Source organism: Paraburkholderia sp. BR10882 (assembly GCF_040948855.1).
In the GTDB taxonomy this organism is placed as follows: Bacteria; Pseudomonadota; Gammaproteobacteria; order Burkholderiales; family Burkholderiaceae; genus Paraburkholderia; species Paraburkholderia nodosa_A.
Genome location: NZ_JBFPKP010000005.1, coordinates 121,243 through 134,062, shown reverse-complemented (window position 1 = coordinate 134,062; position 12,820 = coordinate 121,243). Strand labels below are relative to the sequence as shown.

General features: G+C 66.3%; 11 protein-coding genes. 6 read left to right on the top strand and 5 right to left on the bottom strand.

Annotated elements, in window-relative coordinates; all coding sequences use genetic code 11:
- Positions 1 to 19 precede the first annotated feature (19 nt).
- Positions 20 to 1,441 (bottom strand): hopanoid biosynthesis associated radical SAM protein HpnJ, encoded by a 1,422-nt coding sequence (gene hpnJ, locus AB3X99_RS15385; RefSeq protein WP_342948275.1) that lies wholly within the window; start codon positions 1,439 to 1,441, stop codon positions 20 to 22.
- Positions 1,442 to 1,720: 279 nt separating this feature from the next.
- Between hpnJ and AB3X99_RS15380 the strand changes: the two genes are divergently transcribed.
- On the top strand, positions 1,721 to 2,077 hold the full coding sequence (locus tag AB3X99_RS15380; RefSeq protein WP_069262285.1) for a hypothetical protein: 357 nt from the start codon (positions 1,721 to 1,723) through the stop codon (positions 2,075 to 2,077).
- Here AB3X99_RS15380 and AB3X99_RS15375 read toward each other — a convergent pair.
- From AB3X99_RS15375 to AB3X99_RS15365, 3 genes are all read right to left on the bottom strand, one after another.
- Positions 2,070 to 2,663, bottom strand: coding sequence for a recombinase family protein (locus AB3X99_RS15375; protein ID WP_069262286.1), 594 nt, complete (start codon positions 2,661 to 2,663; stop codon positions 2,070 to 2,072). The two genes, AB3X99_RS15380 and AB3X99_RS15375, sit on opposite strands and share 8 nt — an antisense overlap.
- Before the next feature lie 34 nt (positions 2,664 to 2,697).
- Positions 2,698 to 6,777: a CheR family methyltransferase gene (locus AB3X99_RS15370; protein ID WP_368617410.1), complete on the bottom strand. Its 4,080-nt coding sequence runs from the start codon at positions 6,775 to 6,777 to the stop codon at positions 2,698 to 2,700.
- Between the two features lie 73 nt (positions 6,778 to 6,850).
- Positions 6,851 to 7,840 (bottom strand): chemotaxis protein CheB, encoded by a 990-nt coding sequence (locus tag AB3X99_RS15365; RefSeq protein WP_368617409.1) that lies wholly within the window; start codon positions 7,838 to 7,840, stop codon positions 6,851 to 6,853.
- Positions 7,841 to 8,052: 212 nt separating this feature from the next.
- Between AB3X99_RS15365 and AB3X99_RS15360 the strand changes: the two genes are divergently transcribed.
- Genes AB3X99_RS15360 through AB3X99_RS15345 form a run of 4 tightly spaced genes read left to right on the top strand, consistent with a single transcriptional unit; the run spans position 8,053 to position 11,454 of the window.
- Positions 8,053 to 8,922, top strand: coding sequence for a hypothetical protein (locus tag AB3X99_RS15360; protein ID WP_368617584.1), 870 nt, complete (start codon positions 8,053 to 8,055; stop codon positions 8,920 to 8,922).
- On the top strand, positions 8,919 to 9,590 hold the full coding sequence (locus tag AB3X99_RS15355) for a gluconate 2-dehydrogenase subunit 3 family protein (RefSeq protein WP_368617408.1): 672 nt from the start codon (positions 8,919 to 8,921) through the stop codon (positions 9,588 to 9,590). Before AB3X99_RS15360 ends, AB3X99_RS15355 begins: the two co-directional genes overlap by 4 nt.
- Positions 9,580 to 11,241 carry a GMC family oxidoreductase gene (locus tag AB3X99_RS15350; RefSeq protein WP_368617407.1) on the top strand — a complete coding sequence of 554 codons (1,662 nt, stop codon included), beginning with the start codon at positions 9,580 to 9,582 and terminating at the stop codon, positions 11,239 to 11,241. Before AB3X99_RS15355 ends, AB3X99_RS15350 begins: the two co-directional genes overlap by 11 nt.
- Before the next feature lie 60 nt (positions 11,242 to 11,301).
- Entirely contained in the window at positions 11,302 to 11,454 is a 153-nt protein-coding gene (locus tag AB3X99_RS15345) for a DUF6496 domain-containing protein (RefSeq protein WP_176732830.1), read from the top strand.
- Between the two features lie 55 nt (positions 11,455 to 11,509).
- On the opposite strand, the gene AB3X99_RS15340 is transcribed toward AB3X99_RS15345, so the two are convergent.
- Complete coding sequence (locus AB3X99_RS15340; RefSeq protein ID WP_342923528.1) at positions 11,510 to 11,692, bottom strand: hypothetical protein; 183 nt, start codon at positions 11,690 to 11,692, stop codon at positions 11,510 to 11,512.
- 101 nt (positions 11,693 to 11,793) lie between these two features.
- Here AB3X99_RS15340 and coxB point away from each other — a divergent pair, with 101 nt between their 5' ends.
- On the top strand, positions 11,794 to 12,819 hold the full coding sequence (coxB, locus tag AB3X99_RS15335) for a cytochrome c oxidase subunit II (RefSeq protein WP_368617583.1): 1,026 nt from the start codon (positions 11,794 to 11,796) through the stop codon (positions 12,817 to 12,819).
- The last annotated feature ends 1 nt before the right edge of the window (position 12,820 follow it).

The window sequence follows — 12,820 nt, the reverse complement described above, 5'->3', positions numbered from 1 at the left end:
CGAAGGGGACACTGCTGCTTCAGACCTTGCGCGCGCGGAGATATTTGAAGAACTCTGCGCCCTCCTGCAGGCGCCGCTTCATCATTTCCCAACTCACCAGCATCTCGCGGACGATCTCCCAGATCTTCGACGGCCGGAAATAAAAGCGCTTGTAGAACTCCTCGACGCCAAGGTAGATCTCTTCGCGCGACAGGTGCGGATAGCCGATCGTCGAGGCCTGCGTACCGGCCGAATTGATGAGCGTGATGACCTTGGTATCGTTCAGCCAGCCATTTTCGACCGCCTGCTTATGAAGCACGGTACCGGGATAAGGCGCGGCGAGCGAGACCTGGATGGTATGGGGATTGATCTCTTTTGCGTACTGAATGGTCTTCTGGATCGTTTCGTGCGTCTCGCCCGGCAACCCGAGGATGAAGGTCCCGTGAATCTTGATGCCGAGCTTGCGGCAATCCTCGCTGAACTGGCGCGCGAAGTCCGTGCGCACGCCCTTCTTGACGTTCACGAGAATCTGGTCGTCGCCGGATTCGAAGCCCACGAGCAACAGACGCAAGCCGTTGTCCTTCATCACCTTGAGCGTCGAGTACGGTACGTTCGCCTTGGCGTTGCACGACCACGTCACGCCCAGCTTGCCCAGCCCGCGCGCGATCTCTTCGGCGCGTGGCCTGAGATCGGTGAACGTGTCGTCGTCGAACATGATCTCCTTGATTTCGGGCATGTTGTCCCGAATCCATTTCACCTCTTCCAGCACGTGCTCGACCGAGCGCGTGCGATAACGATGCCCCCCCACCGTATGTGGCCAGAGGCAAAAGGTGCAGCGGGACTTGCAGCCGCGCCCGGTGTAGAGCGAGAGATACGGATGCTTGAGATAGCCGCTGAAATAATGCTCGGGCGTGAGGTCGCGCTTGTAGATCGGCGAGACGAAAGGAAGCTGATCCATGTCTTCGAGGATCGGCCGCGCGTCGTTGTGCATGATGCCGCCGTCGGGCAGCCGATAGCTCAGGCCCAGGATCGATTCGAACGGCCGCCCCTGGGAGATCTCGAGGCAGGTGAAATCGAATTCTTCGCGGCACACGAAATCGAGCGCGTCGCTCGCAGTCAGTGAACCATGCGGATCGACCGCCACCTTGGCGCCGATCATGCCGATGAGGACCGTGCTCTTGCGCCGCTTCAGGTGCTCGGCGAACTGGATGTCGCTCTGGAACGAGGGCGAACTCGTGTGAATGATAATGAGTTCGTATTCCTGTGCAATATCCAGGGTCGCTTCGAGCGTCAGGTCGTCTGCGGGGGCATCCACCACGCGACTGCCTTCGACCAGCGCGGCGGGCTGAACGAGCCACGTGGGATACCAGAACGAGCGGATTTCGCGCTTCGTTTGAAAGCGCGAGCCCGCGCCGCCATCGAAGCCTTCGTAGGAAGGTGCCTGCAGAAACAGCGTTTTCATGAATGCCCTCGGAGAAAAATCGTGAATTTGTCTCGAAGCCTACAAAAACATGACACTTTGCTGGATGGCAGCTTTGCCCGGGTCAAGAATACTACGACTTGCTGCCGCGGCACGTCGAAATAATGTCTGTACCACTTATCGAAACCCCCACTTAACAAGGCCGCCGCCGGTTGGAACACTGCAGAACAACCGCATTCGTCGGCATGAGCGATGCTTTCTGTACTATATTTTTTGACAGCCGCAGCAGCATTCACAGCGCTCCAACGCGGGAGGCGAAGTATGTCGCGACATCACGACATGCCGGAAGGCGTGCCGGTTGGCAATGGCCACCGTATCAGCCCAGCGGACTTTCTGTTGATGGCGGGCTTTCTCGCCTACCGCGCCCCGCTCGCGTCGGTCGATGCCCGCGCGGCGGCCCGGCGTATTCTCGATGCGGTTCTCTGTGCAGCGGCCGCGCACGGCTTCGCGGACTCGGCAGCGCTGGAATCCATGATGGCGAGTGCAGAGAAGTCGGCAGATGTGCGCAGTCTCGCGGAGCAAGCCAGCGCTGCAGTGGGTGACACGTTCGCTTACATGCAGGTGATCCGCGGGGCGGGCGTCGCGCTGGAAGCCGACCCTTATACGCTGATTACTTGAGATCCGGCGTTCCCGCGGCGGCGCGTATGCGCAGAACCGTCTGCCGCGAAGTGCCGAAACGCCGTGCCACTTCGCTCACCGAGAGTCCGCTGCCCAGCGAACTCATCACGCGCGCGCGGTCGTGCGCCGAAAGCGAGGCGGGCCTGCCCGTGGGACGCCCGCTGCGCTGCGCGAGCTTCAGGCCGTTGCGGCTGCGTTCGCTGCGCGCGGCCGCCTCCATGCGGACCACGGCGCGCAGCATCTTGACCGCTTGCGGCTCGGGGCGCCCCGTGAGATCGACGCCGCCCAGTTCGACACAGCGCACGCCAATCTTCCCCTTGCGGCAGTTGAGCAGCGTAGCGAGCACGTCGCGCGCGTTGCAGCCCAAAGCGGAAAGCTGCAGGACCACCAACTCGTCCTCGGCATCGATGCGTCCAAGCAGCCTCGTCAACGCGGGCCGTTCGGCGGCGGCTACATACGGCGCCACCGCGTCGATAGCCACGCGGCTGAGCGCCACGGTGTAGCCCGCCTTGTCGAGCTGGATCAGCTCCCGCTCGGGAAACTCGCCGTCGCTCGCGCCGTTGATGTAGAAGAACGTCCGTTGCACACGTGGCTCCCGTACTCGCCCGGAGGCTCGCGAACTAGCGTCTCAAGCGCGCGAAAGTCGCCAGCAGATCTTCGAGCTGTACCGGCTTTTTGAGGTGCGCGTCGAAACCCGCCTGTTCGGACTGCTCCACATCGGCCTCCTGGCCAAAGCCGCTCAGCGCGATGCAGATCACGGATTCGAGCGCGGGCTGCGAACGCAGCTTGCCAATGAACTCGTACCCGTCCATGCCCGGCATGCCGAGATCGGAGAGCACGAGATCCGGCGCGTTGCCGTTGAGCAGCGTCAGCGCTTCCTCGCCGCTCGTGGCCGTCTGCACATTCGCGCCTTCGCTCTCCAGCAGCAGCTTGAACGTCTCGACCGTGGTGGCGTCGTCGTCGACCATCAGGATATGGAGCCCCTGCAGCGACGCCACGGCCGCGCCGTCGTGGCTTTCCGCATGCGCGAACGAACGCTGCATCGGCAGCGTCACCGTGAACGTCGCGCCGCGCCCCAGGCCCTGCGACTCCGCGCGCACGCTGCCGCCGTGGATCGTCACGAGTTCCCGCACGAGCGCAAGGCCAATGCCGAGACCCGAGCGCCGCGCGGCGGACTGCCGGCTTTGCTTGTACATGTCGAAGATATGCGGCAGGAGCGCCGGTTCGATGCCGGTGCCGGTGTCTTTCACGCGCAGCACGGCTTCGTCTTCGGCGACCTCCAGCGAGACGTCCACCGAACCGCGATGGGTGAACTTCATGGCATTGCTGATGAGGTTCCAGACAATCTGCTCGATGCGCGTGAAATCGGCATGCAGGATCACCGGCGTCTGTGTGACCGAGACGTTCAGCGCAATGCCGCGCTGCTGCGCCTCGAACTGCACGGCGTGGCAAACGCGCTGCACGATCTCGCGCATGTCCACCGCCGAGCGCATGACCGAAAGCTTGCCGGTACGCACGCGCGAAATATCCAGCAGGTCGTCGATGATCTGCGCCTGGCCGACCACGGTGCGCCGGATCGTGTCCGCCGCGCGCGTGAGGTTCAGGCTCTGGCGCGTTTCCGGCGCCCGCGCAATGAGTTCGGCGCTCGCCGAGATCAAGTTCAGCGGATGCTTGAGTTCGTGCGACACCACCGCGAGAAACTCGTCCTGGCGCCGCTGCCCGTCGCGCTCGCCGGCGTCGCGCACCTGTTCGAGCGTGGCGTTGTGCAGGTCCGCGTCCGCGGGCACGAGTTCGCCCAGGTCGCGCGCGATCTTGGCAAAGCCGCTGACGCCCGCTTCGTCGAGGCGCGAGAGCACGCCGCTCGCGAAAAAGCGCGTGCCGTCCTTGCGCAGGTGCCAGCGTTCCTCGTCGGTGCGGCCATGCTGGCGCGCGAGCGCGAACTCGCGGTCGGCGACCTTGTTCACGCGGTCTTCTTCGGTCGAGAGCAGATCGGCGGACTGACCGATCATTTCGGCCTCCGTATAACCGAAAATGCGTTCCGCGCCCGCGTTCCAGCTCGTGATGTAACCTTCGTCGTCGAACGTGATGATCGCGTAGTCCTTCGTGCCCTCGGCGACGATGCGCATGCGCCGCTCGCCTTCGCGCAACTGGTCTTCGGCCTGGCGGCGCCCGGTGATGTCGATGAACGAGAGCACCGCGCCGTCGATACGGTCTTCGGTCGTGCGATACGGCACGAAGCGCGCGAGATACCAGCGCCCGTCGTTGCTCTTGAGCTCGCGCTCGATCAGGCGCAGCGAGTCGAAGGCTTCGGCGGCGTCGTCGGCGAGCTTGTCGTATTCGAGCCGGTGCGTGATGTCGAGCAGCGAGCGGCCGATATCCGAAGGAATGATGCTGAACACGTCGGTCGCGCGCGGCGTGTAGCGCTTGATGCAGATGTTGCGGTCCACGAAGATCGTACCGATATCGTTCGCCGCGATCAGGTTCTGCAAGTCGTCGTTGATCTTGCTGGTCTCTTCGACCTTCGACTTCAGCTCCGCGTTGACGGTGGTGAGCTCCTCGTTGATCGACTGCAGCTCTTCCTTGCTGGTTTCGAGTTCCTCGGTCGCCGAGCGCAGTTCCTCGTTGATCGCCTGCAGTTCCTCGTTGGACGCCTTCAGTTCTTCCGTCGAGGTTTCCGACTGCTCGATGGTCGACTGCAGCTGCTCCTTGGTGCGCTGCAGTTCGCGTTCGAGCTGGGTGATGATCGGGTCCTTCTGCACGTCTACGGAAGCCGTTTCCACCCCGCTCATGCTGTCTTCGACTTCGTCGAAGAGCACGAGCACGAAGTCGGCGTTCGCCTCGGGGTCGTGCACCGGCCGCGCCGTCATATTGACGAAATACGAGCGCCCGTCGCGCTCCAGACGTACGCGCCGCGCCTCGACGCTGCGGTTCGTGTGCAGCGCCTGGTAGATCGCGGTGCGCAGCTCGAGCCGCAATTCCGGGCGCACGGCGGCGACGATGTTGTGCGAAGGCTCGCCGCCCGAATACTGGAGGAAGCGGCCCGCGCGGTCGGACAGATGCACGATTTCCGAATCGCGGCTCACCAGCACGCTAGGCGGCGCGTACTGTTCGACGAGGCGCTGGTGCAGGTCGCCGAACGAAAAGCGGCGGCGCCCCGGCGGCTGCACAGTCGCGACCACGGGCCGCGCGTTCATCGTGCCGGCAATCGCCACGGGCACGGGCGTGTCGCCGCGCACCGCCATGTTCGCCCGGTAAATGCGGTTGCGCTTGTCCACCACGGTAAACATCGAACTCACGCTGTCCGCGGATTCGGAACTGCCGAGGAACAGCACGCCGCCCGGCCGCAGCGCGAAGTGGAACATCTTGAGGATTTCGATCTGCGCTTCGCGGTCGAGATAGATCAGCAGGTTGCGGCAGCAGATCAGGTCGAGGCGCGAGAACGGCGGATCGCTCAGCACGTTGTGATGCGCGAACAGCATGTGCTCGCGCAGTTCTTTCTTCACACGATAATGCGCGGCGTCCTTGGAGAAGAACTGGCGCACGCGTGCCGGCGTGACGTCGGCGAGGATCGAGTCAGGGAAGAGCCCCGTGCGCGCGAATGAAATCGCGCGTTCGTCGATGTCGGTTGCGAAGACCTGGAACGAGGTGCCTTCCGTCGACTTGAGCGAGCGCTCCTGGAGCAGCATCGCCAGCGAATAGGCTTCCTCGCCCGTGGCGCAGCCCACGGACCACACGCGGATGCGGTCCTGTTCGCCGCGCCCTTCGAACAGCTGCGGCAGGACCTCGCGCTCGAGCACGTCGAACGCTTCCTTGTCGCGGAAGAAGTTGGTGACGCTGATGAGCATGTCCTGCAGCAGCGCCTGGGTTTCCTCGGGATGCAGATGCAGATGGTCCCGGTACGCCTGCAGGTCGGTGATGCCGTTGACCTGCAAGCGCCGTTCGATGCGGCGCAGGACGGTGGCGCGCTTGTAGTGGCGGAAATCGTGCGCCGTGCGCGTGCGCAGGATGATCATGATCTCGCGCAGCGCCCGCTCGGCCGCCTCGTTGATATGCTCTTCGCGCCGCTCCTCGCTTTCCGCGACCGGCAGTTGAATTTCCTTCGTCGTCGACCAGAGGTCCATCAGCCGCTGCGGCATCTCCGCCGACGTGGTGACGAAGTCGACCATGCCGGTGGCGATGGCGCTGCGCGGCATGCTGTCGTATTCCGCCTCCGAGGGATCCTGGGCAAACGTGATGCCGCCCATTTCCTTGACGCGCGAGAGGCCGGCGGAGCCGTCCGAGCCCGCGCCCGAGAGCACGATGCCGATGGCGCGCTCGTGATGCGTTTCGGCGAGCGTGCGGAAGAACACGTCGATCGCCGCGCGGCGGCCCTCCTGAGGCTGACTGGGAGAAACGCGCAGATAGTCGTCCACCATCGCCAGATCGAGTGACGGTGTGATGACGTAGACATGGTCGGGCTCGATGGGGGTCGGGCTCGTCACCTCCACCACGGGCATGTCCGTCGCCTTGCGCAGCAGCGCGGCCATACTGCTTTCGTGGTCGGGCGCGAGATGGACGACCACGACGAACGCCATCGAGGTGTGGGAGGGAAGGGATTCGAAGAAGGCCAGCAGCGCGCTAAGGCCGCCTGCCGATGCGCCGATACCGACGATCGGATAATTGGTCTGGCTGCGGGGCATATGGCCACGTCGTTTCGGCATGATCGCCAGGTCCTGAAGTTGGAATGAATCGCGTTCGCACTCGCGCGCTCAGGCCGCGGGTGCTGCGCCGACATTATCCCTCCAGGAGCATCGACTGCAATAGTCCTGCCGCATCGCCCGCACGCCGCGCGGTTTCCTCCTCCCGCTGCTGCGCATCGCGGTCGCCGCACCGCCGGTAGTGTTCGCTCTGGGCACGGCTCATCGATTCGCGCTCGCGCAGCGCGCGCAGCGCGTCGCGCAGCGAGCGCTCCACGTCGCGGCTGCGGCCCCGGTTGAGCGAGGCCGCCGTGTAGGCGTGGCCCGTATGGCAGCGGTAGCGCAGCAGACGCGAGTAGTCGAGGCGCCAGAGCGTGCCGTTGCACTCGGGGCAGGTGAACGTCGAAGGCGTGCCGATGCGGGTCAGATCGCCGGCCAGGCCATTGCCCTCGCGCCAGGCGCGCAGCTCCGTGCTGACGAGCCCGGCGGCGCGGCGTCTCGCGACGCCTTCCTCGGCCGTTGCGGGCGGCGCGCGGTCCGTCAATTCCACGAGCCGGTGGGCCACGCCCGCGAGCGGCAGGATGTAGTCGGCGAACGGCGCAGCGTTGAGCGGCATTTCGCTGGCGAAGGCGTCGGACGGGTCCTGGACGATCCCGGTGCCGCCGCAGGCCTGGATGGCCTCGAGACCGGCCGCGCCGTCGTCCAGCAGGCCCGTAAGAATCACGCCGATGCTGCGCGGGCCCAGTTCCGCGGCCACGCTGCGAAAGAGCGGGTCGATGGCCGGACGGGCAAAGTTTTCCTTCGCGGCATGCACGAGCCGCAGATGCGAGCCCTCCACGATCATGTGCTGGTCGGGGGGCGCCACGTAAATCCTGCCGCGCGCCCAGGTTTCGCCGTCCGCGGCATGCACTGCGCGCAGCGGGCCTGCGCTGTTGAGCAGCGAAGGCAGATGGCTGTAGTGGCTGCCCACATGGAGCACGATTGCGATCGTCGCCCGCAAGTCTGGCGGAAGCGCGGACACAAGACTTCGAAGCGCATCGACGCCGCCCGACGATGTGCCTATGGCGATGAAGTCTCGGTAGATCAATTGGTGTCCAGGCTGGCAGGTGAATCGGGATCAATCCGTCACTTTGCGCAATTGCCGTGCCTGCACGGGTGGCAGAGAGCGAGCGCGGGGCCGCGGCATCTGCCTTGCTGTTTCGTCGGGGACTGACGAACAGGACGGAGGGCAGGCCGATGACACGATCCACGCGCGCCGCCGCGGCCATGGCGAGCGTCGCGGCGGGCGCCGCGCTCGCCATGTGGTCCACGCGCAGCCTGCGCGAAGCTGCGCACGCACGTGCGAGCGGCAAGCACGTGGCCGCAGCGCGCAGCTTCAATCATGGGTCGGCGCTGCTCGCGCTCTCCGTACTGGCCGACAGCGCCATGGAGCACTATCGCGGCTCGTTCGAAAACCGTGCGATGTACCTGCCGCCCGCCGTGGCGCTCTGCTCGCTCGCCGCGGCGCTGCATGGCGGCGCGGACCGGCGCGCGGCCTCGCACCGGCTGCGTCACGCGATCCAGCTCACCAGCGCCGCGACCGGCGTGACGGGCACCGCCTTCCATCTTTACAACGTGACGAAGCGGCCCGGCGGATTCAGCTGGCATAACGCCTTTTACGGCGCGCCGGCGGGCGCACCCTTCGCGCTGGTGCTCTCCGGCGTGCTGGGCGCAGTCGCCGAGCAGTTGCGCGACGAGCCCGGGCACGACCCGCAGCTCTTCGGCATGCCCGCGGGCAAGGCGCTCGCGCTGGTGGCGGGCGTGGGGCTGCTCGGCACAGCGGCCGAGGCGGCGCTGCTGCACTTTCGCGGCGCGTTCCAGCATCCGGCGATGTACGCGCCCGTGACCATCGTGCCTGTGAGCAGCGCGTTGCTCGCGCATGCGGCGTGGGCCCCGCCCCGCCATGCGGCCCGCGCGAGCGGGTTCGCGCGCTTCTGGCTGCGGCTCACGGCGGCGCTCGGTTTTGCGGGCTTCGGCTTTCATGCGAACGGCGTGGCGCGCGCGCAGGGCGGCTGGCGCAACTGGTCGCAAAATCTGTTCGCGGGGCCGCCCCTGCCCGCGCCGCCCGCTTTCAGCGCGCTCGCGCTCGCGGGGCTTGCGGCGTTGCGCATGCGGGAGACCGAACGATGACCCGAACGCCGACTTATCCCGGCTACGACGTGCTTGCCAAACGCGACACGCCTTCGTGGGACGCCCCCACGCGTGCGGTGATCGCGGCGCGCCTGAACACCCCGAACCAGGCGCGCTATCTCGGTCCATCGCAGTGGCAAACGCTGCTCGCGCTGTGCGACACGATCGTGCCGCAGCCCGGCAACGTCAATGGCGTGCACGCTCCGCGCGTGCCGGTCGCCGCGCTCGTGGAAGGCAAACTGCTCGACGACCGCCGCGACGGGTTTCGCGACGCCCGCCTGCCGCCGTTGCGCGCCGCCTGGGAGACGGGGCTCGCCGCCCTCGATGCGGAAAGCGTGAAAGCCTGCGGGGAGCCCTTTGCACAGTTGGACGACGAACGGCGGCGTGCGATCGTCGCCCGCATGCAGCGTGGCGAGCTGCGCAGCCGGGCCTGGCACGGCATGCCGTGCGACCTGTTCTTCGCGAAGCGCGTGCTGCACGACGTGAGCGCCGCGTACTGGTCACACCCGCTCGCGTGGAATGCGATGGGCTTTGGCGGCCCGGCGAATCCGCGCGGCTACGTGCGCCTCTATACGAACCGGCGCGATCCTTGGGAAGCCGTCGAAGCCGCCGACGAAAGCGACGCGGCGCACGAGGCGGCCCGCAGGGAGAACGAGCGTGTGCGCTGATCTCGCCGACTCGACCGACGCCAGCGAAGCGCCGCGTGGCAAGCACGGCCGCGCGCCCGACGTGTTCCGGCGCGGCGGCTGGATGCGCATGCGCGAATACGCGCTCGACGATCCGGTCGATTTCGCCATCGTCGGCACCGGCGCGGGAGGCGCGACGCTCGCCTGCCGGCTTGCGGAGGCGGGCTTTCGCGTGGTGGCGTTCGACGCGGGCGCATGGTGGCGGCCCCTCGAAGAATTCGCCTCCGACGAGACCCACCAGGCCAAGCTCTACTGGACCGACGAACGCATCTGCGACGGCGAAAACCCCTTGCAGCTGGGCAGCAACAACAGCGGCCGTGCGGTGGGCGGCAGCACCGTCCACTTCGCCATGGTCTCGCTGCGCTTTCGGCCCGAGTGGTTTCAATCGCGCACCAAACTCGGCTATGGCGTGGATTGGCCGCTCGACTGGCGCGAGATGTGGCGCTACTACACCGAGGTCGAGCAGGCGCTCGGCATCTCCGGGCCGGTGAACTATCCGTGGGGACCCAAACGCCCGCGCTATCCGTATCGCGCACATGAAATCAACGGCGCGGGCCTCGTGCTCGCCCGCGGCTGCGAGGCGCTCGGCGTTCCCTGGGCGCCCACGCCGCTCGCGACGCTCTCCGCGCCGCGCGGCGACGCGCATCAGTGCGTCTATCGCGGCTTTTGCGTGTCGGGCTGCGCGACCAACGCGAAGCAGAGCGCGCTCGTCACGTGGATTCCGCGCGCCGTGCGCGCGGGCGCGGAAATCCGCGATCTCGCGATGGTGGGCCGCATCGAAACCGACGCGCTGGCTCGCGCCGCCGGCGTGCATTTTCATCGCGAGGGGCGCTGGCATTTCCAGCGCGCGCGCAACGTGGTCGTGGCAGGCTATGCCATCGAAACGCCTCGCCTGCTGCTGCTCTCCGCGAACGGTCGCTTTCCCGAAGGCCTGGCGAACCGCTCGGGACTCGTCGGCAAGAATCTCATGGTGCAGACGAACCAGGCCGCGTGGGGCGCATTCGACGACGAAATCCGCTGGTACAAGGGGCCGCCTTCGCTGGCGCTCACCGAACACTGGAACTATCAGGACGAAGGCAAGGACTTTCACGGCGGCTATTGCTACATGAGTCAGGGCCCGCTGCCGCTCGTCTGGGCGGCGACGCAAACGAGCCGCGGCCTGTGGGGCGACGCGCTCATGCGCGAGATGACGAAGTACAACCATCAGGCGGGTCTCAAGATGGTGGGCGAGACGCTGCCGCAGGAACGCAACCGCGTGACGCTCGCCGACGAGAAAGACGCGCTCGGCCTGCCCGTCGCACGCGTCACATGGTCGATGGGCGAGAACGACCGCCGGCTCGTGAACCACGCGCTGGACTATATGAGCCGTGCATTGGAGGCGGCGGGCGCGCGCGACATCTGGACCCAGGACGACGACACCTGCCACCTGAACGGCACGGCGCGCATGGGCAGCGACGCGCAAACGAGCGTCGTCGATGCGGACTGCCGCTCATGGGACATTCCGAATTTATGGATCTGCGACGGCTCCGTGTTTCCGACCGTAGGCGGCGTCAATCCTTCGCTCACCATCCAGGCCGTTGCGTGCCGCACCGCCGATCGCATCAAGACGCTGGCCGCGCGCGGCGAGCTTTGATGACCATCGCGCGGGCACGCGTCGTGCGTTGACGCAGATGTTTTTCAAAAGGAGGCCATCATGCCACTCAGCAAGGGAAAAACCCGCGAAGCGATCTCGAAGAACATCAAGACGGAAGTGAAGCAAGGCAAGTCGCAGAAGCAAGCCGTTGCCATCGCGCTGAACCAGGCGCGCAAATCCGGCGCGAAGATTCCGAAGAAGAACCAGAAGTGATCGGGCGCGCCGCGCACGCGGCGCGTCTTTCATCACGCGTTTCGTGTTTCGTGAGTTAGCCATCCTCGCCGACTTCGGCAGGTTCCGGCAGGTCCGGCAACTCGTGCGGCTCCGCCTGAGGGGCGCCGGATTCGCGCTCGTCGGGTTCTGCGCCGCCGCCCGGATCGTTCTTTTTCGGCGGCGTGGCGGGCTCCATCTGGACGCGTCGAAAACGGGGCAGGTCGTAAGGGCTTTGCATGCTCGATCTCCATAAAAAACGCCGGTAAAAGCGCGTAGCGGGCCTGCCGGGATCGCGCAGCGCGTGTGCCTGGCTCGCGCAGCGATGAGGCGTGCATGGGCATGCCGGGTGCGCAGGCGAAAAACGTTCTGGACGCCTACGCTGCTGCGCCGCTCATGACCCCACTTGCCTACTTCCTGCACAGCGCGGGCCCCGCATCGGGTCCGGTGCAGGCGCTCGACTGGGGCCTCGCCGTCCTGTGCGTGGGCGTGTGCATCGTCATAGCGTCGTTGCTCTATCTGGCGATCCGGCGCAGGCGTCGCGGTGGCGCGGCGCAAGATGAAGCTTTGTTGCAAACCAACGTTGCCGACGAGCAAGGCGAGCGCACGGCGAACCGCATCGTTGCCGTCGGCACGGCCATTTCATCGGTCCTGTTGCTGGGCGCGCTCGTGGCGATGCTGCGCGTGCTGGCCGCCGTGGCCGACCCGCCGCGCGAGCCTTCGCTCACCGTGACCGTCACGGCTTACGACTGGTGGTGGAAAGTGAGCTATCGAACGCCCGAGGGCGCGAGCTTCGAAACCGCCAACGAAATCCACATTCCCACGGGCGAGCCCGTGCGCGTCGATCTGCAAAGCGCAGACGTCGTGCACGCGTTCTGGGTTCCGGCGCTCGCGGGCAAGACGCAGGCCATACCCGGCCAGGTCAATCACCAGTGGATCGAGGCCGACCATCCCGGCGTATGGCGCGGGCAGTGCACGCAGTTCTGCGGGGCACAGCACGCGCATATGGCCATGGAAGTGGTGGCGCAGGTCCCTGCCGATTTCTCGCGCTGGCTCGATGCGCAACGGCAGCCCGCAGCGGCCGCGCAAAGCGGCGCGGCGCAGCGCGGCGAGCAGCTGTTCGCCGCGCGCTGCGGCGGCTGCCATGCCGTGCGCGGCACGCAGTCGGGCGGCATGCAGGCGCCCGACCTCACGCATCTCGCCTCGCGGCGCCTGATCGCCGCGGGCACGCTCGCCAACACATCCGTCAACCGGCTCGACTGGGTGGCGCACGCCCAGCAGCGCAAACCCGAATCGCTCATGCCCGACATTGCCCTCACTCCGGCCGAGGCGAGCGACCTCGGCGCGTGGCTCGACACACTCCAGTGAC